The sequence below is a fragment of the Christiangramia sp. OXR-203 genome, from assembly GCF_034372165.1.
In the GTDB taxonomy this organism is placed as follows: Bacteria; Bacteroidota; Bacteroidia; order Flavobacteriales; family Flavobacteriaceae; genus Christiangramia.
In genome coordinates this window covers 479,294-504,153 of record NZ_CP139698.1, presented here as the reverse complement: position 1 = coordinate 504,153, position 24,860 = coordinate 479,294, and the positions used below count along the sequence as shown (strand labels likewise).

The 24,860-nt window shown below is 39.7% G+C and carries 22 protein-coding genes; 14 read left to right on the top strand and 8 right to left on the bottom strand.

Annotation, left to right across the window (positions count from 1 at the left end):
- Positions 1 to 110 precede the first annotated feature (110 nt).
- On the top strand, positions 111 to 1,802 hold the full coding sequence (gene lysS, locus T8I65_RS02310; RefSeq protein ID WP_322301881.1) for a lysine--tRNA ligase: 1,692 nt from the start codon (positions 111 to 113) through the stop codon (positions 1,800 to 1,802).
- Positions 1,803 to 1,874: 72 nt separating this feature from the next.
- Here lysS and T8I65_RS02305 read toward each other — a convergent pair whose 3' ends face one another.
- Positions 1,875 to 2,081 carry a hypothetical protein gene (locus tag T8I65_RS02305; protein WP_322301880.1) on the bottom strand — a complete coding sequence of 69 codons (207 nt, stop codon included), beginning with the start codon at positions 2,079 to 2,081 and terminating at the stop codon, positions 1,875 to 1,877.
- A gap of 211 nt (positions 2,082 to 2,292) precedes the next feature.
- On the opposite strand from T8I65_RS02305, the gene T8I65_RS02300 reads away from it, so the two are divergent.
- Together T8I65_RS02300 and T8I65_RS02295 are read left to right on the top strand one after the other, a co-directional pair.
- Entirely contained in the window at positions 2,293 to 4,785 is a 2,493-nt protein-coding gene (locus T8I65_RS02300) for a zinc-dependent metalloprotease (RefSeq protein WP_322301879.1), read from the top strand.
- 108 nt (positions 4,786 to 4,893) lie between these two features.
- On the top strand, positions 4,894 to 5,319 hold the full coding sequence (locus T8I65_RS02295; protein WP_322301878.1) for a hypothetical protein: 426 nt from the start codon (positions 4,894 to 4,896) through the stop codon (positions 5,317 to 5,319).
- Between the two features lie 70 nt (positions 5,320 to 5,389).
- Here the strand turns inward: T8I65_RS02295 and T8I65_RS02290 are convergent, their stop codons facing one another.
- The 5 genes from T8I65_RS02290 to xrtF form a co-directional block, all read right to left on the bottom strand.
- Positions 5,390 to 8,122: a heavy metal translocating P-type ATPase gene (locus T8I65_RS02290; protein ID WP_322301877.1), complete on the bottom strand. Its 2,733-nt coding sequence runs from the start codon at positions 8,120 to 8,122 to the stop codon at positions 5,390 to 5,392.
- A 113-nt stretch (positions 8,123 to 8,235) separates the two neighbouring features.
- Positions 8,236 to 8,556, bottom strand: a complete 321-nt coding sequence (locus tag T8I65_RS02285) for a four-helix bundle copper-binding protein (protein WP_322301876.1) — start codon at positions 8,554 to 8,556, stop codon at positions 8,236 to 8,238.
- 207 nt (positions 8,557 to 8,763) lie between these two features.
- Complete coding sequence (locus T8I65_RS02280) at positions 8,764 to 9,303, bottom strand: DUF3347 domain-containing protein (protein ID WP_322301875.1); 540 nt, start codon at positions 9,301 to 9,303, stop codon at positions 8,764 to 8,766.
- A gap of 94 nt (positions 9,304 to 9,397) precedes the next feature.
- Positions 9,398 to 9,832, bottom strand: coding sequence for an exosortase F system-associated membrane protein (locus T8I65_RS02275; RefSeq protein ID WP_322301874.1), 435 nt, complete (start codon positions 9,830 to 9,832; stop codon positions 9,398 to 9,400).
- Positions 9,829 to 10,377 carry an exosortase family protein XrtF gene (gene xrtF, locus T8I65_RS02270; protein ID WP_322301873.1) on the bottom strand — a complete coding sequence of 183 codons (549 nt, stop codon included), beginning with the start codon at positions 10,375 to 10,377 and terminating at the stop codon, positions 9,829 to 9,831. The genes T8I65_RS02275 and xrtF overlap by 4 nt, the downstream gene beginning before the upstream one ends.
- An 89-nt stretch (positions 10,378 to 10,466) precedes the next feature.
- Here xrtF and T8I65_RS02265 point away from each other — a divergent pair, with 89 nt between their 5' ends.
- Positions 10,467 to 10,922, top strand: coding sequence for a GAF domain-containing protein (locus T8I65_RS02265; protein WP_322301872.1), 456 nt, complete (start codon positions 10,467 to 10,469; stop codon positions 10,920 to 10,922).
- A 299-nt stretch (positions 10,923 to 11,221) separates the two neighbouring features.
- On the opposite strand, the gene T8I65_RS02260 is transcribed toward T8I65_RS02265, so the two are convergent.
- Positions 11,222 to 12,478, bottom strand: a complete 1,257-nt coding sequence (locus T8I65_RS02260; RefSeq protein ID WP_322301871.1) for an ABC transporter permease — start codon at positions 12,476 to 12,478, stop codon at positions 11,222 to 11,224.
- A 146-nt stretch (positions 12,479 to 12,624) separates the two neighbouring features.
- Here T8I65_RS02260 and purH point away from each other — a divergent pair, with 146 nt between their 5' ends.
- The 6 genes from purH to rodA are packed head-to-tail and all read left to right on the top strand — an operon-like array spanning position 12,625 to position 19,678.
- On the top strand, positions 12,625 to 14,157 hold the full coding sequence (gene purH, locus T8I65_RS02255; RefSeq protein WP_322301870.1) for a bifunctional phosphoribosylaminoimidazolecarboxamide formyltransferase/IMP cyclohydrolase: 1,533 nt from the start codon (positions 12,625 to 12,627) through the stop codon (positions 14,155 to 14,157).
- A gap of 41 nt (positions 14,158 to 14,198) precedes the next feature.
- Positions 14,199 to 15,227, top strand: a complete 1,029-nt coding sequence (locus tag T8I65_RS02250) for a rod shape-determining protein (RefSeq protein ID WP_026914537.1) — start codon at positions 14,199 to 14,201, stop codon at positions 15,225 to 15,227.
- Positions 15,228 to 15,241: 14 nt separating this feature from the next.
- Positions 15,242 to 16,066 carry a rod shape-determining protein MreC gene (gene mreC / locus T8I65_RS02245; protein ID WP_322301869.1) on the top strand — a complete coding sequence of 275 codons (825 nt, stop codon included), beginning with the start codon at positions 15,242 to 15,244 and terminating at the stop codon, positions 16,064 to 16,066.
- The gene (locus T8I65_RS02240) at positions 16,056 to 16,562 is read left to right on the top strand and encodes a rod shape-determining protein MreD (RefSeq protein ID WP_322301868.1); all 507 of its coding nucleotides are present in this window, start codon (positions 16,056 to 16,058) and stop codon (positions 16,560 to 16,562) included. The genes mreC and T8I65_RS02240 overlap by 11 nt, the downstream gene beginning before the upstream one ends.
- Positions 16,559 to 18,427, top strand: coding sequence for a penicillin-binding protein 2 (mrdA, locus tag T8I65_RS02235; protein WP_322301867.1), 1,869 nt, complete (start codon positions 16,559 to 16,561; stop codon positions 18,425 to 18,427). The genes T8I65_RS02240 and mrdA overlap by 4 nt, the downstream gene beginning before the upstream one ends.
- A complete protein-coding gene (rodA, locus tag T8I65_RS02230; RefSeq protein WP_322301866.1) occupies positions 18,428 to 19,678 on the top strand; it encodes a rod shape-determining protein RodA in 1,251 nt (416 codons plus the stop codon).
- A gap of 136 nt (positions 19,679 to 19,814) precedes the next feature.
- Here the strand turns inward: rodA and T8I65_RS02225 are convergent, their stop codons facing one another.
- Entirely contained in the window at positions 19,815 to 21,968 is a 2,154-nt protein-coding gene (locus tag T8I65_RS02225; RefSeq protein WP_322301865.1) for a carboxy terminal-processing peptidase, read from the bottom strand.
- A 148-nt stretch (positions 21,969 to 22,116) separates the two neighbouring features.
- Between T8I65_RS02225 and surE the strand changes: the two genes are divergently transcribed.
- From surE to T8I65_RS02205, 4 genes are read left to right on the top strand one after another with little or no spacing between them, the layout of a single operon-like run.
- Positions 22,117 to 22,899: a 5'/3'-nucleotidase SurE gene (gene surE / locus T8I65_RS02220; protein ID WP_322301864.1), complete on the top strand. Its 783-nt coding sequence runs from the start codon at positions 22,117 to 22,119 to the stop codon at positions 22,897 to 22,899.
- A complete protein-coding gene (locus T8I65_RS02215; protein ID WP_141876747.1) occupies positions 22,892 to 23,176 on the top strand; it encodes a hypothetical protein in 285 nt (94 codons plus the stop codon). The genes surE and T8I65_RS02215 overlap by 8 nt, the downstream gene beginning before the upstream one ends.
- A complete protein-coding gene (gene lpxB / locus T8I65_RS02210) occupies positions 23,173 to 24,282 on the top strand; it encodes a lipid-A-disaccharide synthase (protein ID WP_322301863.1) in 1,110 nt (369 codons plus the stop codon). The genes T8I65_RS02215 and lpxB overlap by 4 nt, the downstream gene beginning before the upstream one ends.
- A gap of 3 nt (positions 24,283 to 24,285) precedes the next feature.
- Positions 24,286 to 24,843, top strand: a complete 558-nt coding sequence (locus T8I65_RS02205) for a C40 family peptidase (protein ID WP_322301862.1) — start codon at positions 24,286 to 24,288, stop codon at positions 24,841 to 24,843.
- The last annotated feature ends 17 nt before the right edge of the window (positions 24,844 to 24,860 follow it).

The following is a 24,860-nucleotide window of genomic DNA, read 5'->3' as shown; positions in this document are numbered from 1 at the left end:
TATAGAGGCAAAGATAGAATTATTATTTCGGCTTTTAATTGCATTGTATGGCAGGCTGATAGTCACTATATTTGCATCCGCATTTTTGTTGAATGCATAAAAAAAATTATATGCAGCAGTTATCAGAACAGGAACAAATTAGACGTGAGAAATTATCGGCGATACGCAAAGCCGGAATTAATCCATATCCAGCCGATCTTTTTCCAGTAGATCATACTACTACGAAGATCAAGGAAGAATTTGCTGAAGGGAAAAAGGTGGTGATCGCCGGAAGACTTATGTCAAGGAGAATCCAGGGAAAAGCATCTTTCGCTGAACTTCAGGATTCCAATGGTAAGATACAGGTGTATTTTAACCGTGACGAAATTTGTACTGGTGATGACAAAGCGAAATACAATGATTTCTATAAAAAATGGCTTGATATTGGCGATTTTATAGGAATTGAGGGAGAGTTATTCAAAACTCAGGTAGGAGAAATGACCGTAATGGTTAAAGATTTTCACCTGTTAAGTAAGTCTTTGCGACCTCTACCACTTCCAAAAACAGATAAGGACGGGAATACCTACGATGGTTTTACAGATCCCGAGCATCGATATAGACAACGTTACGCAGATCTTGCGGTGAATCCTAAGGTTAAAGAGGTTTTTGTAAAGCGTACGAAACTTTTCAACGCCATGCGTAACTTCTTCAATGATAAAGGATATTTTGAAGTTGAAACGCCAATACTTCAGCCAATTCCAGGTGGAGCAGCTGCAAAACCTTTTGTATCGCATCACAACGCCCTGGATATTCCACTATACTTAAGAATTGCAAACGAGCTATATCTTAAAAGATTGATCGTTGGTGGATTTGATGGTGTATATGAGTTTTCTAAAAACTTCAGAAATGAAGGGATGGACAGAACTCACAATCCTGAATTCACGGCAATGGAAATTTACGTGGCCTATAAGGATTATAACTGGATGATGGAATTTACGGAAAACCTGCTTGAGCATTGTGCCATGGCGGTAAATGGTAAAACTGAAGCTACCTTCGGAAAGCACAATGTAGATTTCAAAGCTCCGTACAAGCGGGTTACAATGACCGATGCTATTAAGCAGTTCACTGACTTTGATATAACCGGGAAGTCTGAAAAAGAGCTATATGAGGCTGCCACAAAAATGGGCATCGATGTAGACGAAACCATGGGTAAAGGAAAACTGATCGATGAGATCTTTGGAGAGAAATGTGAAGGAAACTTTATACAGCCAACTTTCATTACAGATTATCCTAAGGAGATGAGTCCGCTTTGTAAGACTCACCGCGATAATCCTGAGCTTACAGAACGTTTTGAATTAATGGTTTGTGGTAAGGAGATCGCAAATGCATACTCTGAGTTAAACGATCCTATCGATCAGAGAGAACGTTTCGAAGAGCAATTGAAACTATCTGAAAAGGGAGACGATGAGGCGATGTTTATCGATAACGATTTTCTTCGCGCACTGGAGTATGGAATGCCTCCAACATCGGGACTTGGAATAGGGATGGACAGGTTGATCATGTTCTTAACTAACAACCAGTCGATACAGGAAGTATTATTTTTCCCTCAAATGAAACCTGAAAAGAAACAGGTAGAACTTTCAGAAGAAGAAAAGTCAGTTTATACCTTATTGAAGGACGACCAGGTTCATGATATGAATTTAGTTAAAGAGAAAAGTGGATTGAGCAATAAGAAATGGGATAAAGCCTTAAAATCTCTTCGGAAGCATAAAATGATCGAAGTGTATAAAGAAGGTGAAGTTCTTAGCATCAAGATCGCTTAGATCTGAAAATAATATTTAAAAAAAGAGGCTTTTCAGCCTCTTTTTTTTTGCATTCTGATACTCCAGAAGTTCTTATTTTCCAAACATTCCTCCAAGCTTCCCAGCAATATCGCTAATATTTCCTGCATCTCCATCACCTTTTAAGTAAGAATCAAGATGCTTCGACATTGTTTCAGGCATTCTGTCCTTTAATATTCCAGAAACCACCTGAACAGCAATTTTTGCCTGAGATTCAGAGATTCCAGCCTTTTCCGATACCATTTTTACTATTTCTTCCATAATTTGAGTTGTTTTAGTTCTAAAATCAACTAAATATAACAAAACAGCTTTTAAATTTAATTCCTCCAGTATTATAAATTCATTTAACTTAATTTTAAACCTTTCAGGTTTCTGTTAGTCCTAAAACTGCCGAAGGCAAAAAGATTTACGATTTTCACGAATATGAGATCTTTACTTTCTGCTCAACTTATTAACTAAAAACAAACTATTTATGATTAAGAATCAGAGCTTTAAGCTTATGCTTATCGCCCTTTCGTTATCGGTTTCCAGTTGTGCTGTTTTTCAGAAACAGGATAAAAAGGATACTAAAACTGCTTCAACTGAAGAATCCAAAAAGGACAAAGATGGAATGAAGCCTTACGCAAAGGTTATTACCAAGGATGCGAAATCAGACGAAGGTCTTTTCACCGTTCATAAGGTTGATGAAAAGTACTTCTACGAAATTCCAGACAGTCTTTTTAACCGCGAAATGCTTACAGTTACAAGAATCGCCAAAACTGCCAGCGGAATTGGTTTTGGTGGTGGAAAACAAAATACCCAGGTTCACAGATGGCAGAAAAAGGGTAATAAGGTCCTGCTAAGAGTAGTTTCTTATGATATTTACGCTGCAGATTCTCTTCCAGTACACGAGGCGGTAGTAAACTCAAACTTTGAACCAATCGTTGAATCATTTGACATCAAGACAGTAGGGAAAGACAGTATCTCGAAATCTACCGTGATCGATGTTACAGATCTTTACACGAAAGATGTACAGGCGCTTGGATTGCCAGACAGAACCAGGAAACAGTACAAAGTTTCCAGATTAGATGACAATAGATCTTATATCGACACGATAAGATCTTATCCTGAAAACATCGAAATTAGACACGTAAAGACCTATAATGCTGGAGATCCGCCATCCAATGAGAGTCTTGGTTCTATTTCTCTAGAATTCAGTAACTCGATGATCTTACTTCCTGAAGTTCCTATGGAAAGAAGATATTTTGATGAGCGTGTTGGTTGGTTCACTACAGAACAAACAGATTATGGTCTTGCAGCTCAAAAAAGTGAAACGGTAGAATATCTTGATCGCTGGAGACTTGAAGTGAAGGACGAGGATATCAAGAAGTTCAAAAATGGGGAACTGGTTGAACCAAAAGAACAGATCGTTTACTATATCGACCGCGCAACTCCAGAGCAATGGGTTCCATTCATTAAGCAGGGAATCGAAGACTGGCAGGTTGCCTTTGAAGCAGCAGGTTTTAAAAATGCCATTATTGCCAAGGACGCTCCAACAGTAGAAGAAGATCCAGACTGGAGTCCTGAAGATGTAAGATATTCTACAGTAAGATATCTTGCTTCTCCAATTCCAAACGCAAACGGACCTCACGTAAGTGATCCACGTTCAGGAGAAATTCTTGAGTCTGATATCAACTGGTATCACAACGTTATGACTCTTCTTAGAAACTGGTTCTTCGTACAAACTGCTGCCATCAATGAAGATGCTCAGGGAGTTGCCTTCAAGGATGAAGTAATGGGAAGACTTATACGTTTTGTTTCCTCTCACGAAGTTGGACATACTTTAGGGTTACCTCATAACATGGGAAGTAGTGTGGCTTACGCTGTGGAAGACCTGAGAGATCCGGAATTCACAAAAGAATTTGGAACTGCACCATCTATTATGGATTATGCCCGTTTTAACTATATAGCGCAGCCGGAAGATGGTGATGTAGCTTTAATGCCAGAGATTGGACCATACGATAAATATGCGATCGAATGGGGTTACAGACCAATTCTTGACAAAGAAGGAAAGGAAGAAAAAGAAATTCTTGACCAGTGGATCCTGGAACATGCAGGAGATCCTAAATATCGCTTCGGAAGGCAACAAAGCAGTGTGATAGATCCAAGTTCTCAAACTGAAGATCTTGGTGATGACGCAATGCTTGCCAGCGAATACGGTATCAAAAACCTGAAAAGAATCGTTCCTAAGTTAATCGAGTGGACAGCTGAAGATGGTAAGGATTACGATGATCTTGATGATCTTTATGGACAGGTACTTTCACAGTATAATCGTTATATGGGGCACGTAACCGCAAATATTGGTGGCGTGTATGAGTATTACAAGACCTACGATCAGGAAGGTGCAGTTTATACTCATGTAGATGCCGAAAAACAGGAAAGAGCTATGGAATTCCTTCAGGAGCAATTATTCACAACTCCGGAATGGATGATCAACCAGGATATTTTCAATAAGATCGAATTTGACGGTAATATTGAACGAATTCGTGGAATGCAGGAAAGAACGCTGAATAATCTTCTTGACTTCGGAAGAATGGCGAGATTGATGGAAAATGAGGAGATCAATGGAAAAGATGCTTATTCTTTACTGGATATGATGACTCAGCTTAGAAAAGGACTTTGGAGCGAGATCTATAATGGAAGATCTATAGATCGTTACCGAAGAAACCTGCAACGTGCTTATGTAGAAAAAATGGGTGAACTAATGACTGAAGAGCAGGATGAAATCCCGGCACGTTACAGAAGCTGGGTTACCAGAAGTAATGTAAATGTCGCACAAAGCGACATTCGACCAGTTGTTCGAGGTGAACTTACTACGCTACAAAGACAGCTTAGAAATACAGTAAATACTGGAGATACACTAACGCGCTATCACAAGCAGGATCTATTGAAAAGAATTGACCTCATCCTCAACCCGATGAAATAGATTTAAAATTTAAATATGCAGAAAAGGCAGGATTCAAAAATCCTGCCTTTTTTATTTAAACCTTTTTTGAATAAGAGAGTCTTAATTGTATAACTTAAAATTTGGAAGATGAAAAGGATGATCACCGTATTATTTCTGGCGCTTGGCTTAAGTACTTTCGCCCAAGAAAGAGGAGAAGGCCGTAAGGATCTAAGTAATGAAGAAATGGCGACGCTTAGTGCAAAAAGACTGGCTATGCAGCTTGATCTTAATGAAGACCAGGAAATGAAGCTTAAAACGCTTTATATGACCAGAATGGAAACTATGAAGGAAGGTCGCGAAGAAAATGCTGAAAAACGCGCTGACATGATGGAAAAGCGTGATGAGATGAGAGAGAAGCGTGAAGAAGTGCGTGAAAAAAGAGAGAACGAATCTGAAGAAATGAAAGCAGAGCTTCAAAAGATCCTTACTGCAGATCAATTCCAGAAATGGGAACAACTACAGGAAAAAAGACGTAAAGGTAGAAGGTCTGGCAACGTCAGAAAACGAAACTAAAGATTTAGGTGTTAAGTTAAGTGTTAGTTATGTTGAAAAAACGGGATCTTTGCAGATCCCGTTTTTGTTTTTAGCCCTTTAAATCGGCAGTTTTCAATCTTAAGGCATTCGCTATTACTGAAAAACTACTGAAGCTCATTGCCAGGGCAGCGATCATTGGTGAAAGTAATATTCCGAAGAATGGGTAAAGGACACCCGCCGCGATGGGGACACCTACTGTGTTGTAAATAAGTGCAAAAAAGAGATTTTCTTTAATGTTTCTCATCACTTTCTGGCTAAGTAAAATCGCTTTTCTAATACTTCGTAGATCACCATTAACCAGTGTAAGAGCAGCGCTCTCTATAGCTACATCTGTACCGGTTCCCATGGCAATCCCCACATCTGCCTTTGCAAGCGCCGGTGCGTCATTAATTCCATCTCCGGCAACTGCGACAATTTTTCCACTTTTCTGCAGTTTTTCGACCTCCTCCAGTTTATTTTGAGGTAACATTCCAGCTTTATAATTTTTAATCCCAATCTCGCTGGCCACTGCAGCCGCAGTATTTTCGTGATCCCCTGAGATCATGATCACATCGATGCCATGATTTTGAAGATCTGCGATCACTTTCTTTGTTCCTTCCTTGATCTTATCGGTCATTACTACATAGCCTGTCACCGCAGCATCTATAGCCACATAACTTACTGTATTCCCTCTTTGTTGTTCTTCGGAAACACTGGCAGCAAGATCTGAGGAAATTTCAATGTTGTTGGAATCCATCAAAGCTTTGTTACCTATTAATACTTTACTTTGCTCTAATATTCCCGTAACTCCCTTACCTGTATCCGACTTAAAATCTGAAGTTTCTAAAAGTTCTATTTCGTGCTTTTCCGCATAGTCTACAGTAGCCTGTGCTAACGGATGTTCACTGTTCGTGTTCAGACTGGCAATAATTGCTGTTAACCTTCCCGAAGTATATTCCGAAGAAACAGAAACTACTTTATCCACACTTGGCTTACCTTCTGTTAGGGTTCCGGTCTTATCGATTATGAGCGTATCGACCTTGTTCAGTCGCTCCAGAGATTTTGCGTTTTTTATCAATATCCCGTTACCGGCACCACGACCAATTCCAACCATTACAGACATTGGAGTTGCCAGACCAAGTGCGCATGGACAGGCGATAATTAATACCGCAATTGCGTTTACGAGCGCGTAAACCAGTTGTGGTTCTGGTCCAAATATTGACCAGACTATAAATGTGATTACCGAAATAATGACCACTACTGGCACAAAATATCCTGAAATTTTATCTGCTAATTTCTGAATTGGCGCCTGCGATCTACTGGCTTCATTCACCATTTTAATGATCTGGGCAAGCAAAGTATCATCTCCCACTTTCTCAGCTTGCATGATGAAAGATTGATTTCCATTGATCGTTCCAGAGCGAACTTCATCTCCTTTCATTTTATCTACCGGCACGGGTTCTCCAGAGATCATTGATTCATCGATACTGCCTTCTCCTTCAGAAATCTTACCATCTACAGGTATCTTATCTCCTGGCTTGATCTTTAAAAGATCGCCTTTTTCAATCTTGCTGGTGGAAATTTTCTCTTCTTTACCGTTCCTGATTCTGAGCGCAGTATTAGGCTGCAGCTTCAATAGTTCCTTGATAGCCGAATTGGTTTTGCTATGTGCCCTGGCTTCCAGCACCTGTCCCATTAATACCAAAGTAAGGATGACGGTGGCGGCTTCAAAATAGACATGTACCGTACCCGATTCTGTTCTGAATTGCGCCGGAAAAAAATCTGGCACCAGCATTCCAAAAACGCTAAAGATCCAGGCTACTCCTGCTCCAATTCCAATGAGTGTAAACATATTGAGGTTCCACGTTACGATAGACCTCCATGCACGCTGAAAAAACATCCAGCACGCATAAAATACTACCGGAAGAGATAGTCCAAATTGGATCCAGTTCCAGATCTTGGCATCAAACCAGCTTTGTAAGGTATTATTCGGAACCATGTCTGACATGGCAATAATAAAAATTGGGAGTGTAAACCCTATGGCGATCCAGAATTTGCGAAGTAGTTTTTTATAACCTTTTTCTTCGGCTGAAGGTTCAGGTTGCTTTGGCACGAGATCCATCCCGCAAATTGGACAATCTCCGGGTTCATCCTTGCTTACTTCGGGATGCATAGGGCAAGTAAATTCAACCGACTTTTGATTGGTATTTACCTCCTCGACAAGGTCCATCCCACAAACAGGGCAATCACCAGGTTTATCGTAGGTTTTATCACCCTCACAATGCATAGGACAATACCAGACACCCTTCCCGTTTTGAGCAGATTTTTTAACTTCTGAATTTTCAACTGGTTTTTCTGTACCAGGCATATGGATCGTATAGTTCCCTCCTGCTTCTTCCAGTGCATTTTGTAATTCCTTCAGGGAAACTGGTTCTTTCATTTCAAGAATTGCTTCTTCATTATGAAGATCCACTTCCGCAGAATCGATTTTATCAAGATTCCCGAGTGCTTTTTGAACATGCATCTTACAACCATTGCAGGTCATTCCATAAACATCATATTTTTCCACAATCTTTCCATCATCATTCGTTTTGAATTCCTCGATACCATAATTCCCGCCTTCCGACTCCAGTTTATTTCTCAGTACCGAAATATTCAGATCCTGTTCTGCCGCTATAGTCGCAGTTTCATTATGCAAATTCACATCCACATGATCGACAGCTTCGATCCCTATCAGAGTTTCTTCCACGTGCTGTCGACAGCCATTACAGCTCATCCCCGTAATTCTATAAGTTCTTTTCATATGGCATCATTACTTTGCAAAAATAAGGCTAGTTGTCTCAAGTGAGTTTCGATCCTATGCGAATAACTTTCAGAAATTAAAAAAAGCTCTGCCGTTATACAGAGCTTTATAATTTATGCTGCGTAAGCTTCACAGGCTTCTACGCATTCCCGGCATGCTTTCGCACAATCCTGACAATGCTTATGTTCGTGCTTTCCGCACTCATCTGCACAAGCCTGGCAAACTTTCTTACAATAATCTATTAATCCCTGGACATCCTGGTAATTGGTCGCAAGTACTTGGTTTAATGTAGAACACACTTCTGCACAAACTCGATCTGTCCTGATGCAATCCTTCATCTTTTTGACATTCTCCTCGTCCAGACAGGCATCTGCACAATAGTTACAGTGGTTGATACAATTTCCAAGTGCGCTAATAAGTTTCTCATTTCTCATAATCAATTGATTTTTAAGGTTGAAACTCAATTTACCACGGAAGTATCATGATGACTTTTAAAGTTTTGCTAAGTTCTTTCAGTTTTAAAGCTTTTTAACTTACGCAGCCATAGATTAAGAACTTTTAGGATCTACCACAGCAACTGGTCAAAAATTTTCTGAAACCTGGTAGTTTAAAAACTGAATACAACCTGGCTAGTATAGTGTTTATTGAATGGTCCCTTCAACACGGCCACATTTCAGCATTTTATCACCGTAGTAGGGATTTCTAATTTTTTCTGAAGATGAATACCAGTAATCTCCTTTACCTTCAAAAGCCATTGGGCAATACTGTTTGAAAATCTTACCTCCGGAAATTGCATTTTTCAACAGAGAGTCCATTGCCGCAGTAAGTTCTGAGAATTTCTCCCTTTGAATATTCACATCATCTGAAGTTGCAATAGCTTCAGCGATCGTGGCAACTTCGCTACCCATTGCATTCAGTTTAGATTGTAAATTCGATGCCGCTTCTGCCGCTGCTGATGCATCAGTTTGAACCAGTGCGTCTTTTAATTCAAGGTAGCCTTCGTATACTTTTGCCACAGAATCGTTTTCAAATTCTGCCTGCACTTCCTCCATGTCTTCTTCAGTATCTATTACAACTTCAGAAGTAGATTCGTTCTCAGATTTCTTTTCAGCATCCCCACAGGACGAAATTCCTAGAGCTGTAATTACCGCTAATCCTAAAATGATATATTTTATTTTCATCTTTAAAGTTTTAAACAAAATTAAAGATTTCAATTTAGCTGGGATCTTAAAATGTTCTAAAGAACTCTCAAATAGCTTCAATTCACTTTGTAGGCTAGGTTCTTTTACTTATCCGGTAATAATAGAATGCGGGAAGCAGGATGAGCAGGAATAATGGATGAATAAGAAATCTTCTTACATAGAATAAGGCGAGATAATGCTCTCTTTCAATATTGAGGACCAGAAATATAAAAGCGCTTACAGCTCCCAGGTAAAGCAAGGCGTAGAGGATAACCGAGAATTTGAGCATGCTCTTGTTCTGAAAAGCGATATATATGATCCCTAGTGAGATCGCACTATTAAGCGCATAGCGTATACTGAGGTGAATCATGAGTTCTGCCATGTTCATAGGTGGAATAATACCCAATAGATAATCTGACCTGAAAAACGCGATTAATGGATCATAGAATAGACTATCTTCAAAAAAACGTATCGCCACTAGTAGTAAAACCATGAAGCCAATAAGAATTATCTTATATCTTTTCTTCATGCTTTTTTGTATTTAGTGAAAATTCGAATCCATATAAGCCAGAGGAGGAAAACCATTCCGTAGATCGCCAGTGGAAAAAATACAGTGTGCATAAAACCAGAATATTGCGGATATTCTAGAATACTCACAGAGAGGATCACGATTCGTAAAATATTCGTAGCATAGATAAGAGCGGCACCTGCGAAAATATAGATTAGAGTCGTGGAGGTTTTCCCAAAGAATGCCAGAATAAAAGATGTGAATAGTATAATGATACTTGCTGAGTTACAACCTTCCACAATCCCGGCTAGAAAATAACCTTCCACCATTAATTTCATGGAAAGACCGGTATAATGCATCACCACCTCCACGTTGTCGTAACCAAGAGCGTGCATTACATCTCCGCTTTGGTAGGCCACCAGTCTTGTGAGCGCATCGGGTACGGGCTGAGTTTGCTCATAGAACAATAGAAATGCATTGTAAGCGCTGGAAAAAAGAAAATAGCTTCCCAGGAATACAAAAATAAAACGCAATACCGTTCTGTATTTCTTGATGAGTTTCAGCAAAGTAGCGACTTGGTTTTTAACAAATTTATAGATTTAGACTCCATGCTTTACACAGCAAATTGAATACTTTTGCACCAAATATTGTTAATATGAATTTTCAGGAATTAAGACCACAGGTAGAACAGATTCTAAAGGACTCGAATATAGATGTCAAACAACGAATGACCCAGGTTTGCGAACTATTGGAGCAAAATATAAGTTATTATGACTGGGTTGGATTTTACTTCAAGAATGGAAATAAAGAAGAACTAAAATTAAAGGCTTTTGCCGGAGAGCCAACAGATCATGAGATCATTCCATTTGGGAAGGGGATTTGCGGACAGGTAGCAGTAAGCAATCAGAATTTTGTTGTACCAGATGTAAAAGCACAGGATAATTATATTGCCTGCAGCATTAATGTAAAAGCAGAAATCGTAATTCCGTTATTTGTAAATGGTGAAAACGTTGGACAGATCGATATTGATAGCCACACAGCCGATCCTTTTACTGCTGAAGATGAAGAGTTCCTGGTTTGGGTGAACGAGAAAGTAGCAGAGATCTTATAGAACACATTAAATTACCAAAACAAAAAAACTCCTGATTTCTCAGGAGTTTTTTTGTTCTTATATCGTATTCAAAATTACATTTGAAGTGCGATTATAAAGAAAAGAAATGCAAAAAATCCTACTAATTGTAATATAGATAGCAGGTAGTTCTTTTCGATCTCATTTCCCATTTCCATAGCTTTTTGTTTTAAAATTACACAAGCTATGTCTTCGCTATCAGACCTTTAACGAACTTTAATTTTTTTTAGAATAATTTATGTGAAATAACCTCTGAAAATCGCTTTTCGTTAAGATAATATTTACATCCCGGTTCGAATAGCTTCCACAGGATCAAGTTTTGAGGCCGACATTGCTGGAATAATTCCCGACACTAATCCTATGATTGCCGAAACTAGTGTTCCTATAAACATATTATACGGAGAAAGGACAAATTCAAAGTCACCGGTAAACTGTGAAGCCACAATAGAAACCAGCCAGACAAAGAACAATCCTACCAATCCTCCAATCACGGAGAGTATGACAGCTTCAAATAAGAATTGAGAGAGAATAAATTTGTTTTTAGCTCCCAGAGATTTCTGGATACCTATGAGGTTAGTTCTTTCCTTAACACTAACGAACATAATATTCGCAATTCCGAAACCTCCAACCAGTAAAGAGAATCCGCTAATTACTAAACCAATAATATTCAGCTGGCCAGTAATATTGTCTACAAACTCTGTAAGACCCTTTAGTTCATTAACGAAAAAGTTATTGATTTCTCCAGGCTTGATTCCGCGCATATTCCGAAGGTTTTGTTCCAGTAAGGCGATAAATTCATCGCTATCTGCTCCACTTTCAGGCTTCATCACCAATTGTGGAAAGACCGTTCCTTTCGTAGTTCCGTAAACCAGTCGTGCAAAGTTCGCCGGCACGAAAGCCTGCCCATCCCTGGAACCAGTAAACAAGGACTGCCCCTGTTTCTTAAGCACTCCAATCACTGTTGCTCTACGTCCAAAAATTCGTATTTCTTCACCAATTCCATTCGAACCACCAAACAGCGTTTGCGCTACTTCATGACCCAGAACAACAACACCTGAACCGCTTACAGATTCAGATTCGTTAAAAAACCGTCCTTCTGCGAGTTCCAGTGCTTCAATGTCATAATATTCATGAGTAACTGCTCCTATATCCACACCACTACTCGTAACATCCTGATATTTAAGCGCGGCTCCTCCGGGAATTCCCAGAGCAAAACTAATATTATCAAGATCTGGTAAGCTCTTCTTTAGATTCTGGTATTCCTCATAAGTTACATCTGGAAACTGCTGACTCTTCCATCTGGGTATATCACTAGGTCCAAATTTGAACCTCATCACAATCACCGTACTATTGTCCAGTGAACTCAGACTTCCGGTAATATCCTTTTTTAATGAATCTACCGCTGCAAGCACAGCGATAATGGAGAAGATACCAATGGTCACCCCTAGTAGGGATAGAAAGGTTCTCAGCTTATTATTTGTAAGAGCGCTAATTGCAAAATTGAAGCTCTCTTTAAGTACCCGTAAATAGATCAGCATAATTTAAAATCTGCTATTAACTCATGAATTTAAGATAGGACGCAGGATCCAAATTTTCGTTACAAAATTTATCGATAATTCATTAGATGCACTTTTAAATTTTTCGCTTTATTGGTTACTTTTGCAGCTTTAACAAACACAACACAATGAGCGAATTAAAACAAGCAAAGTCTGCTTTAATTTCAGTCTTCAGTAAAGATGGTCTTGAGCCTATCGTGAGAAAGCTGGATGAGCTGGGCATTACCATTTATTCCACAGGTGGAACCGAGAAATTTATCAAGGATCTTGGGATAGAAGTGGTTCCTGTAGAGGATGTTACCTCCTACCCTTCTATACTGGGTGGCCGGGTAAAAACTCTTCATCCAAAAGTTTTCGGAGGGATACTTAATCGCCAGGATCATGAAGGTGATGCAAAAGAACTGGAACAATATGAAATTCCGCAGATAGACATTGTGATTGTAGATCTGTATCCTTTTGAGAAAACAGTTGCTTCAGGCGCTGCGGAACAGGATATTATAGAAAAGATCGATATTGGAGGTATTTCTTTGATTAGAGCCGCGGCTAAGAATTTCAAGGATGTAACCTGCGTTTCTTCCGTAGATGATTATGCAGAATTTTTAGAGTTACTGAATGAAAAATCTGGTAATACTGAATTAGCTGATCGTAAAAAATTCGCTGCCAAAGCTTTTAATATTTCTTCCCACTACGATTCGGCAATTTTTAATTATTTCAATGCTGAAGGTGATATCAATTCTTTCAAACAAAGCGAACTGAAAGGCAAAGAACTTAGATACGGAGAAAATCCTCATCAAAAAGGAACGTTTTTCGGTGATTTCGAGGCAATATTCGATCAGCTTCATGGGAAAGAATTAAGTTATAATAACCTACTTGATGTAGATGCTGCTGTGAACCTCATGGACGAATTCAAAGGTGAAGCTCCAACATTCGCGATTTTAAAACATAACAATGCCTGTGGTCTCGCACAAAGAGATTCGATCCACCAGGCTTATGTGGATGCCCTCGCCGGCGATCCTGTTTCAGCTTTTGGAGGAATTTTAATTAGCAATGTGGAAATAGACGCCGAAACTGCTGAAGAAATCCACAAACTATTCTGTGAAGTGGTCATTGCCCCTTCATTCTCTTCGGAAGCTGAAGAAATTTTAAAAGGCAAAAAGAACAGAATCCTGCTTATCCAGAAAGAAGTTGAACTTCCGAAGAATCAGGTGAGAACATGTCTTAACGGTGTTCTCGTTCAGGATAAAGATCTAAAAACCGATGCTATCGAAGATCTCAAGCTGGCAACCAGCAATAAAGCAACAGATTCTGAGTTATCTGACATGATATTTGCTTCCAAGATCTGCAAGCATACAAAATCAAATACGATCGTACTGGCGAAAAACAAACAATTATGTGCAAGTGGTACCGGGCAAACGTCCAGAGTAGACGCTCTTACACATAGTATTGCCAAAGCGAAATCATTTGATTTTGACCTTAATGGTGCCGTAATGGCCAGCGACGCATTCTTTCCATTTCCAGATTGTGTGGAAATTGCGGGAAATGCCGGAATCACTGCGGTTATCCAGCCAGGTGGAAGCATCAAGGATGAACTGAGCATCAACTATTGCAACGAAAATAATATCGCAATGGTGATGACCGGGACACGCCATTTTAAACATTAAATTCATTACATTTACCCAAACCTCAACACTTAATAAACACTATGGGATTTTTTGACTTTCTCATTGAAGAAATTGCAATCGATTTAGGGACCGCCAACACTTTGATCATACACAATGATAAGGTAGTTGTGGATAGCCCATCGATCGTTGCCAGGGACAGAACCTCTGGTAAAATTACCGCAGTAGGTAAAGAAGCTGCGATGATGCAGGGAAAAACTCATGAGAATATTAAAACCATTAGGCCACTAAAAGATGGGGTGATCGCCGACTTTGATGCCAGTGAGAAAATGCTCACGATGTTCATTAAAGAGATCCCGGCGCTTAAAAAGAAACTTTTTACTCCAGCACTTCGAATGGTAATCTGTATTCCATCCGGAATTACAGAGGTTGAAATGCGTGCTGTAAAAGAAAGTGCAGAGAGGGTAAATGGAAAAGAAGTATACTTGATCCATGAACCAATGGCAGCGGCCATTGGTATTGGAGTAGACATCATGCAACCAAAAGGAAACATGATCGTTGATATAGGAGGTGGTACTACTGAAATTGCTGTGATCGCTCTTGGAGGGATCGTATGTGATAAATCTGTAAAGATCGCAGGAGATGTATTCACCAATGACATCGTGTACTACATGCGTACACAGCACAACCTTTATGTTGGTGAGCGTACTGCGGAAAAAATTAAAATCCAGATTGGTGCTGCGACTGAAGATCTTGAAGTCCCGCCAGACGAAATGAGCGTTCAGGGACGGGACTTGCTAACAGGGAAGCCTAAGCAGGTTAATATTTCTTATCGTGAGATTGCCAAAGCGCTGGACAAATCCATTCTTAGGATCGAGGATGCCGTAATGGAAACTCTTTCCCAAACACCGCCAGAATTAGCTGCCGATATTTACAACACAGGTATTTACCTTGCCGGTGGTGGTTCTATGCTTAGAGGACTGGACAAACGTCTTTCTCAAAAAACAGACCTTCCGGTTTATATTGCTGAAGATCCTCTTAGAGCCGTAGTTCGTGGTACCGGAATTACCTTAAAAACACTGAATCGCTATAAAGGCATTTTGATCAAGTAGGAGAAGCTTAGTTTATGCAGCAGATTTTCAATTTTCTTATTAGGAATAAGAATTCAATTCTATTCCTGTTCCTGTTTGCTGTTTCTATTTTTCTCACAGTTCAAAATCATTCCTTCCATAAAAGCAGGTTTATAAGTTCTGCGAACTGGGTAACCGGTGGTATATATTCATGGTCCAATGGTATCAACACCTACTTAAACCTGGAAGAGTATAATGAACGACTGATCACTGAAAACAACGAGCTTCGAAATATCATTTCTAATATGAATGATAGTATTTCGATTTCAAAACAGCTGGACAGTACATCATTTGAAGGAGATTATATTTTCAGACCTTCTCGTGTTATCAATAACAACTTCGCAAAAATTGATAATTACCTGACTCTAAACAGGGGTGAAAATTCAGGAATTCAGAAAGAGTTTGGAGTAATTACCAGCCAGGGAATTGTTGGGATCGTAGATAGAGCCAATAATAAGTATTCCCGGGTCATTTCTATACTAAATAGCAGATCCAGGATCAATGCGCAATTAAGCAGCACCAATCATTTTGGAAGCCTAGTGTGGAATGGAGAAGATCCAAATATCGTTCAGCTAATCGATGTTCCCAGGCAGGCACCGGTTCAAAAAGGAGATACAATCATTACGGGTGGACGGTCGCTAATTTTTCCTGAAGGATTACCAATTGGTAGTATCGAAGATTTTACATTGGATCAAACTCAAAGCTATTACACCATCAACATCAAACTATTTAATGACATGACTAATATTGGTTATGTTTATGTAATAGAGAACATCAATAAAGACGAAATCAAGGAATTACAGGAGCCAGATGAACAGTAAATTAGTATCAAATATTGCCCGCTTCGTGATCCTGATATTTTTACAGGTTCTAATTCTGAATAACATCAACTTTCTGGGATATATCAATCCGTATCTATACGTGTTATTCATTCTACTTTATCCCTTTGCCGGAAACCAAAGCCTGTTCCTCATCTTATCTTTTTTGCTGGGATTAAGTATCGATATTTTTGAGGATAGTGGCGGGATCAATGCAGCTGCATGTTTGGTCGCTGCTTTTGCCCGACCTAATCTGCTTCGGTTCTCCTTCGGAATAAGTTATGATCACCAGAATATCAGACTGGCCTTTACCCCTTTTGGAGCAAAATTCAGTTATGTTTCCCTGATCGTACTAATCCACCATTTCGTATTTTTTTCTTTGGAAATGTTTAGTGTAAATCATATACTTCTAATACTCAAGAAAACTCTTTTTTCAAGTATCTTTTCAGTAATTCTAATATTACTGTCGTTAACACTTTTCAGTAGAAAACATCGATGAGAAAATTATTGCTGTATATTACGATCCTTACCACAGGTCTTATATTCCTGGGGAGATTGTTCTATCTACAGGTAATCGATACCTCCCTTGCCATACGCTCACAGGATAACGCCATTAAAGTTATTTACGATTACCCGCAGCGTGGATATATTTACGATCGTAATGGGGAACTCATGGTCAGTAATCAGCCGTCATATGATGTCATGGTTATCCCGAGAAACCTCAAACCTTTTGACACCACCGAATTTTGTAATATTCTGAACCTTTCCCGCGAAGACCTGGAAAAGAAACTGGATAAGGCAAAAATTTACTCTCCCATGTTACCTTCAGTAGTTATACCGCAACTTACCAAAAGTGAGTACGCGATACTTCAGGAGAAAATGAGAAACTACCAGGGATTTTATATTCAGAAGAGATCTTTAAGAGATTACCAGGTTAATCACAGCGCGAACGTGCTTGGATATATTGCTGAAGTAAACCAGAAGATCGTTAATGACAACCCATATTATATTTCTGGCGACCTTATAGGCCGGGCTGGTGTGGAAAGTTATTATGAAGAACTTTTAAGAGGTGAGAAAGGTGTAAAATATATTCAAAAGGATAGATTCAACAGAGATATTGGCCCCTATAAAGAAGGTATTTTCGACTCTTTGCCTGAGAAAGGTAAGGATATCACTTTGACCATTGATGCGGTACTGCAGGATTACGGTACAAAATTAATGGAAAACAAACGCGGAGGTATTGTTGCGCTGGAACCTAATACCGGGGAGATCCTAACCCTGATCACTGCTCCAACTTATGATCCGGCAGATCTGGTAGGAAGAAAACGCTCTCCAAATTTCACAAAATTATACCTTGATGAAGACGCAAAACCACTTTATGACCGTGGGCTTTTAGCTGAATATCCTCCCGGATCTCCTTTCAAAACCTTGAATGCATTGATCGGACTTCAGGAGAATGTAGTGGATGTAGATGATTCTTTCTCCTGTAATCATGGGTATCCATATGGCCGCGGAAGGAAACTGGGGTGTCACGCACATAAAAGTCCGCTAAGTATGATTCCCGGAATTGCGCAATCCTGTAATGCTTACTTTGCAAACGTTTATCGCAGAATCATAGAGAAATATCCTAGTCCGCAGGAAGGAATGGATGCCTGGAATGCACATTTAAAAAGCTTTGGCCTCGGAGATTATCTGGGATCAGACCTTAGTACAGGAAGATCAGGTAAAATCCCAGATTCTGAGTATTATAATAAGATCTACGATTATCCAACTTACAAATGGTATGCGACAGCTACACTTTCCAATGCGATTGGACAGGGAGAGGTTCTAATGACACCAATTCAACTGGCAAACATGGCGGCTACTATTGGAAATAAAGGCTGGTACTACACTCCGCATATCCTGAAAGAGGTTAACGGGCAACCAATTAAGGAGGAGAAATACACCACGAAAAATATAACCACTATTGAGGAAAGACATTTCGAACCTGTAGTAGAAGGAATGCACGAGGTTTACAAAAGCGGAACAGCTTCTGCTCTTAGAATCCCGGGAATAGAAATAGCCGGTAAAACTGGAACTGCGGAAAACTTTACCAAGATCGATGGAAAGAGGGTACAGCTTACAGATCACTCGATATTTGTAGCTTTCGCTCCTGTAGATAATCCTAAGATCGCAATTGCAGTGTTTGTGGAAAATGGATATTGGGGTGGTCGTTATGCCGGAAGAATTGCCAGTTTGATGATCGAAAAATATCTGAAGGGAACTATTACCAGAACAGATATGGAAGACTGGATCCTGTCACACAGCCTCGAAGACGAATATGCCAAGCCATTAAGCGGCGAACCCTTCATAATTAACAGATAAATGGCGAGAAGCAATGGAGCCAGTTTCGACTGGATAAGTATCTTAATCTATTTAGCACTTATACTTTTTGGCTGGGCCAATATTTACTCTGCCTCATTGGGATCTACCAGCGGTTCTTTTTTTGACCTTGAACAGCCTTATGGAAAGCAGGCTCTGTTCGTTGGTCTTAGTATTTTTCTCGTTATTATCATTTTGTCTATAGAAGCGAAATTTTATCAACGCTTTTCGAGTATTATATATTTAGTATCGCTTCTCTCACTGGCCGGACTCTTTGTCTTCGGAAAAACAATTTCAGGAGCAACCTCCTGGTATTCCTTTGGAAGCTTTGGACTGCAACCATCTGAATTTGCCAAATTTGCTACTGCCCTAGCGCTGGCGAAATACCTTAGTGATATTCAAACCAACATTAAAAGACTTGATCACCAGGTCAAAGCCTTTATTATAATCGCGATACCTGCAATTCTAATTGTACCTCAGCCAGATCCAGGAAGTGCCTTGGTCTATGCTGCTTTCTTTTTCCCATTATATCGTGAAGGTCTTTCTGGCTTTTATCTTATAACCGGACTCTCGGCGGTTGCAGTATTCATTTTAACGCTAATTATTGGTCCTATATGGGTTAGTGTAGTAGTTGCCACCATTGCCTTAATAATGTTCTTCATGAAGTCCAGAAAGGGTCCAGGCAAAGTCCTTATCAGCGTATTTGCGATCATATCCATTGCATTAAGCTTTTCAGTAAGTTATATTTTTGAGAATGTCTTTGAACAGCGTCACCGGGATCGTTTCAACATTGTTCTCGGGAAAGAAGTTGATGCAAGGGGAATTGGTTATAACACCAACCAGAGTGAGATCGCAATTGGAAGTGGTGGATGGTTTGGCAAAGGCTGGACCGAAGGAACTCAAACAAAAGGTCATTTTGTGCCAGAGCAACATACAGATTATATATTCAGTACGGTTGGAGAAGAATGGGGCTTCTTAGGTAGCGCAATGGTTGTATTCCTGTTCGTAGGCTTATTGTTGAGACTTATCGTTCTGGCAGAAAGACAAAGAGATCAATTCTACCGAATTTACGGTTACTCGGTTATTGGTATCCTATTCATTCACTTTCTGGTGAATATAGGGATGGTGATAGGTATTTTTCCAACAGTTGGTATTCCATTGCCTTTCTTTAGTTATGGTGGCTCAGGCTTGTGGGGATTCACTATCCTGCTGTTTATTTTCATCAAACTCGATAGCGACCGGTTATCTTATTAAGTACACTGCTCTACCAATAGCAGGATCGCTGCTACTAGAAGAATGATAAAGGGATAGATATATTTTCGTTTCATAATTTCAGTATTGCGCATAAAAAAACCCGGAATTTCTCCCGGGTCATATTTGTTTCTCTGTATTAGCTTTTCACTTTCTTGGATTTATCAACACCTGCCATTTTATTTCTGGTGATGTTGTTCATTTTCATATCTGAAAGTACATTTACAGCTTCCTCGATATAAACATCTTTACTAAGGCTTTCATGCCATCTCAGTCTCTTTTCCTTAAGAATAGTATCTGTTGCGAACAGTTGTTCTTCAAAAGGTAATGAGTTATAAGTTAGATCTGTTTTGTAATCTCTAATAGATTCGAACTGCTTCGCCATTTCTTTATCTTCCGCAGCTTGCGCAGCATATTCAGAATAATTTAATGGATAAGTACTTTCATCACTCTGAGTCTTTACCCATTTAGCATTTTCCTCGATCATCTTTAACTGAGTGTTAGAACTCATTCGTTCCTTACTGGCAGCGATGGCTTCATCGTAACCAACATAACCATCCCAGATATCGTAATCTGCCGCATCGATCTTATCCCATGGTAATGGGTTTTCCTGATCTTTCTCACCAATATCAACAAAACTGTAGCGATCTGGAACCACGACATCACTCTTCACACCTTCCAGTTGGGTAGAACCACCATTTACACGGTAGAACTTCTGGGTGGTGATCTTAAGAGCGCCCATATCGCCCATTTCATTATTTCGTAACCATCTGTTCAGGTCGATCACATTTTGTACCGTTCCTTTACCATAGGTTTGCTTGCTTCCAATTATAATAGCTCTCTTATAGTCCTGCATCGCAGCAGCTAAAATTTCTGAAGCTGAGGCTGAAAGTTCGTTTACCAGGATTACCAAAGGACCATCCCATAAAACCTGAGGATCTTCATCCTTAAGCACTTCTTTTCTTTGTCCGTTAGATTTCACCTGAACAATTGGACCTTCCTCAATAAACATCCCGGCGATATCCACTACGGTTTTTAGTGAACCACCACCGTTATTTCTAAGGTCAAGAACCAGACCTTCCATTCCCTCCTGTTTCAGTCTAATAATATCTTCTTTGATATCTGAAGCAGCATTCCTGCTATTGTAATCTTCCATATCGAAATAGAATTTCGGCAGGTTAATAATTCCGAAGTTCTTCCCGTCTTTCTTCACCATAGAAGTCTTCGCGTACGTTTCTTCGATCTCAATCACATCTCTAACCAGCGTTACATCTTCGATATTTCCCATCACTTTTTTACGCACCGTAAGCGTTACTTTCGTGTCTTTAGGACCCTTGATAAGATCTACTGCATCATCCAGTCTCATTCCCACGATACTCACGGCATCTTTCTCATCTTCCTGCTTTACCTTCAGGATCACGTCACCCTCAGTAATCTCATCACTTCTCCACGCCGGACCTCCGGAGATCACTTCAGTAATCGTTATATTATCGCTGTCTTTTACCAATCTAGCACCAATACCTTCCAGTTTACCCGACATGGCAATATCAAACCTGTCCTTTTCCTGTGGTGCGAAATAGAAGGTATGCGGATCAAATTCTTCCACAATGGCGTTGATATATACTGAAAAATAATCTTCTCTTTCAAGATCATCAGTAAAATCGTAATAACGTTCCATGTTGGAGAGCGTAGACTCCCTAGCTTCTTTTTCCAGCTCAGCATCATCTTTTACTTCATATGATTCATCTGCCTCCTTCTTGGTCGCTTCATCTTCCTTTAGATCATGATAAGTGATCAATGTATTAAATTTCAGCTGCTCTTTCCATCTTTTGGTTAATTCAGCTTTTGAAGAAACATACTTCAGGTTATCATAATCTGTATCGATCTTTTCATTAACAGAAAAGTCGAATGGCTCCGCAAGTATTTCCTTGTAGATAGATCTCGCCTCTTCCATTCGTTGCTGAAGCCTTCCGTAGGTAAGATTGAAAAACTCGATATTCTTACCCTTGATTTGATCGTCGATCTGATCCTTAAAGGAACTGAAGTCTTCAATATCCTCCTTGTAGAAAAATCTTTTTGAAGGATCCATTCCTTCTAGATAGTCCTCATATACGTTCGCTGAAAACTCATCATTTATCTCCTTGGCATCATAGTGTCCCTGGTTAAGAACATAGGTTATAAGGTCAATCAATAATTTATCTTTATCTGGATCGTCAAAAGTCTTAGTTGTAAAACTACAGGACGCAGCCGCCATGAAGACCATGACCGCCAGTAATTTAAAATTCCTTTTCATAATTCTTTTTAATTTCGTCATCGCGTGGTTACATCTAGTACAGTAAAAACTGTGCCAACAGACACTTAGAAACCGACTAATTTGTCAAACCACTAATATAACGTTTCCTTATTTAAATTCTTATTTTAGCTAAACCAAATAAAACTGCATGAACAAGAAGAAACCACTGATTCTGGTTACTAATGATGATGGAATCACTGCTCCCGGAATTCGAACTCTTATCGAAGTAATGAAGGAAATTGGTGACGTGGTGGTGGTCGCTCCAGATAGTCCTCAAAGCGGAATGGGTCACGCCATTACAATTAGCGACACTCTATTTTGCGAACAGGTCACTATCAAGGAGTCTTACAAACATAAAGAATATAGCTGCTCGGGAACTCCGGCAGACTGCGTGAAGATCGCTACCCAGGAGATTCTTGACCGCAAGCCAGATCTTTGTGTAAGCGGTATTAATCATGGCTCCAACAGCTCTATCAATGTTATTTACTCTGGTACGATGAGTGCAGCGGTAGAAGCTGGAATTGAAGGAATACCGGCAATTGGCTTTTCACTTCTGGACTACTCATTAAACGCCGACTTTGAGCCTGCCAGGAAATATGTAAAAGCGATCGTTAGGAATACACTGAAAAATGGTCTACCAGAAGGGGTTGTTCTTAACGTGAATATTCCCAAACTTGAATCTGGTGATATCAAAGGTATGAAGGTATGCAGGCAGGCAAATGCACACTGGGAAGAGGAGTTCGATAAAAGAAGGAGTCCGCAGGGCCGTGATTATTACTGGCTAACAGGAACCTTTGTAAATAAAGATGAAGGTAAGGATACAGATGAGCAGGCGCTGGCAGATGGGTATGTTTCCATAGTTCCCGTGCAGTTCGATCTTACTGCTCACCATTTTCTAAAAGAACTGAATAACTGGGAGTTTAATGATTAAACAGAATATTCTAACAGGCTTTATCACCGGGCTGGCCGCCAACATCGCCGGTGTCCTGGTATATACAGGACTATTCTCTAATGCCGGGATCGATGCTACGCTAGCCGATGCTGTTGCCAACGACTACCTCGGAAAGGTCATTGCGTTAGGTGCTATTCTCAATTTCCTTCCATTTTATATATTTCTAAGGAAGAAACAGAATTACCATGCTCGCGGAGTACTATTAGCAACTATTACTGTGGCAGTCGCTGTAGCGATTTACAAATTCGTGTTATGAAGTATTATATAATAGCCGGCGAAGCTTCCGGAGATCTGCACGCATCGAATTTGATGAAAGCTCTGAAGCAAGAGGATCCAGATGCAGATTTCAGATTCTGGGGTGGTGATCTTATGCAGGCTCAGGGTGGCAAAATGGTAAAACATTATCGCGAACTGGCCTTTATGGGTTTTGCTGAAGTCATTATGAACCTTCGTACGATCTTTAGTAATATCAAATTATGTAAAGAGGATATTAAAAATTACGAACCCGATGTGATCCTTTATATCGATTACCCGGGATTTAACATGCTTATAGCCGAATGGGCTAAGAAACAAGGTTACCAGAACCACTATTATATTTCTCCACAAATATGGGCATGGAAGGAAAACCGAATTAAAAAGATCAAAAGAGACGTTGATCATATGTACGTAATTCTGCCTTTTGAGAAACAATTTTACGAAGAGAAACATGACTTCCTGGTAGAATTTGTAGGTCATCCACTGCTCGATGCCATAGAGGATAGGCAACCCCCTCAACCAGAAGAATTCAGAAAAGAACACAATTTAGGTAATAAGCCTATTATTGCGTTATTACCCGGAAGCCGAAAACAAGAGATTGAAAAAATGCTGAGTATTATGCTTAGTGTTACAGATCATTTTAAAGATTATCAATTCGTGATTGCTGGAGCACCCAGCCAGGATAGTGAATTTTACCAGGAATTTACCCGCAGAAAGAATGTAAGTCTTATCATGAATAAAACTTACGATGTGCTAAGTCATGCGCATGCCGCTGTAGTGACTTCTGGAACTGCAACTCTGGAAACCGCACTTTTTAAAGTTCCCGAAGTAGTTTGTTATAAAGGTAGTTATATCTCTTATCACATAGCCAAACGTATCATTAACCTGGATTATATCTCATTAGTCAATTTGATCATGGATCGCGAGGTTGTGAAAGAGCTAATTCAAAGTGAGCTCAATACTGAAAATTTGAGAAAAGAACTTACTAAGATACTTCAGGATGATAAACGTGAAAAGATTTTTAGTGAGTACCACGAACTTGAATTGAAGCTTGGTGGAGCTGGTGCCAGTAAAAATACAGCCAAACTCATCATGGAAAACATATAATCTATGAAGAAAGCGATACTTCTAAAAGTAATGATTGCCTGTATGTTGATTGCTACCCTAAGCTCCTGCGGAAGCAGATCAAGAGTAATCACCACTAAAGAAGCACAAACTAGGGTTTCAAGAAGTGATAAGAAGTTTGAAAGTCCGAGGGATGCTGCTGAGTCATATGCTGATGTTAGAGTGGCTGAAAAGATCGTACAACATGCCAAAGGTTTTGAAGGCACAAAGTATAAATTTGGTGGCACGACCAAAAAAGGTATGGACTGTTCGGGGCTGGTCTATGTGAGCTTTCTGCAAGAAGGCTTATCACTACCCAGAACTTCCCGGGCAATGTCTCTGCAGGGAAAAAGATTGTATTTAAAGGAAGTTAGTACGGGTGACCTGCTTTTTTTTGAAACAAATAAGAACAAAAAGGTCATCAATCATGTTGGTTTGGTTGTGCAGGCGGACCGAGATAACATCTATTTCATTCATTCGTCCACCTCAAGAGGCGTTATTATATCTTCATTATCAGAAACTTACTGGAAAGATAATTTTGTGATGGCACGTCGCGTGATTTGAAAAATTACTTACTTTCG

Excerpts from the sequence above, each read along its gene's own strand:
- T8I65_RS02205 (WP_322301862.1), top strand. The coding sequence starts at position 24,286 with ATGAAGAAAGCGATACTTCTAAAAGTAATGATTGCCTGTATGTTGATT.
- T8I65_RS02275 (WP_322301874.1), bottom strand. The coding sequence starts at position 9,832 with ATGAAGAAAAGATATAAGATAATTCTTATTGGCTTCATGGTTTTACTA.
- T8I65_RS02215 (WP_141876747.1), top strand. The coding sequence starts at position 22,892 with ATGATTAAACAGAATATTCTAACAGGCTTTATCACCGGGCTGGCCGCC.
- rodA (WP_322301866.1), top strand. The coding sequence starts at position 18,428 with ATGGCGAGAAGCAATGGAGCCAGTTTCGACTGGATAAGTATCTTAATC.
- T8I65_RS02300 (WP_322301879.1), top strand. The coding sequence starts at position 2,293 with ATGATTAAGAATCAGAGCTTTAAGCTTATGCTTATCGCCCTTTCGTTA.
- T8I65_RS02260 (WP_322301871.1), bottom strand. The coding sequence starts at position 12,478 with ATGCTGATCTATTTACGGGTACTTAAAGAGAGCTTCAATTTTGCAATT.
- T8I65_RS02295 (WP_322301878.1), top strand. The coding sequence starts at position 4,894 with ATGAAAAGGATGATCACCGTATTATTTCTGGCGCTTGGCTTAAGTACT.
- mrdA (WP_322301867.1), top strand. The coding sequence starts at position 16,559 with ATGAGAAAATTATTGCTGTATATTACGATCCTTACCACAGGTCTTATA.
- T8I65_RS02250 (WP_026914537.1), top strand. The coding sequence starts at position 14,199 with ATGGGATTTTTTGACTTTCTCATTGAAGAAATTGCAATCGATTTAGGG.
- T8I65_RS02265 (WP_322301872.1), top strand. The coding sequence starts at position 10,467 with ATGAATTTTCAGGAATTAAGACCACAGGTAGAACAGATTCTAAAGGAC.
- mreC (WP_322301869.1), top strand. The coding sequence starts at position 15,242 with ATGCAGCAGATTTTCAATTTTCTTATTAGGAATAAGAATTCAATTCTA.
- T8I65_RS02225 (WP_322301865.1), bottom strand. The coding sequence starts at position 21,968 with ATGAAAAGGAATTTTAAATTACTGGCGGTCATGGTCTTCATGGCGGCT.
- surE (WP_322301864.1), top strand. The coding sequence starts at position 22,117 with ATGAACAAGAAGAAACCACTGATTCTGGTTACTAATGATGATGGAATC.
- purH (WP_322301870.1), top strand. The coding sequence starts at position 12,625 with ATGAGCGAATTAAAACAAGCAAAGTCTGCTTTAATTTCAGTCTTCAGT.
- T8I65_RS02290 (WP_322301877.1), bottom strand. The coding sequence starts at position 8,122 with ATGAAAAGAACTTATAGAATTACGGGGATGAGCTGTAATGGCTGTCGA.
- T8I65_RS02240 (WP_322301868.1), top strand. The coding sequence starts at position 16,056 with ATGAACAGTAAATTAGTATCAAATATTGCCCGCTTCGTGATCCTGATA.
- T8I65_RS02285 (WP_322301876.1), bottom strand. The coding sequence starts at position 8,556 with ATGAGAAATGAGAAACTTATTAGCGCACTTGGAAATTGTATCAACCAC.
- T8I65_RS02280 (WP_322301875.1), bottom strand. The coding sequence starts at position 9,303 with ATGAAAATAAAATATATCATTTTAGGATTAGCGGTAATTACAGCTCTA.
- lpxB (WP_322301863.1), top strand. The coding sequence starts at position 23,173 with ATGAAGTATTATATAATAGCCGGCGAAGCTTCCGGAGATCTGCACGCA.
- lysS (WP_322301881.1), top strand. The coding sequence starts at position 111 with ATGCAGCAGTTATCAGAACAGGAACAAATTAGACGTGAGAAATTATCG.
- T8I65_RS02305 (WP_322301880.1), bottom strand. The coding sequence starts at position 2,081 with ATGGAAGAAATAGTAAAAATGGTATCGGAAAAGGCTGGAATCTCTGAA.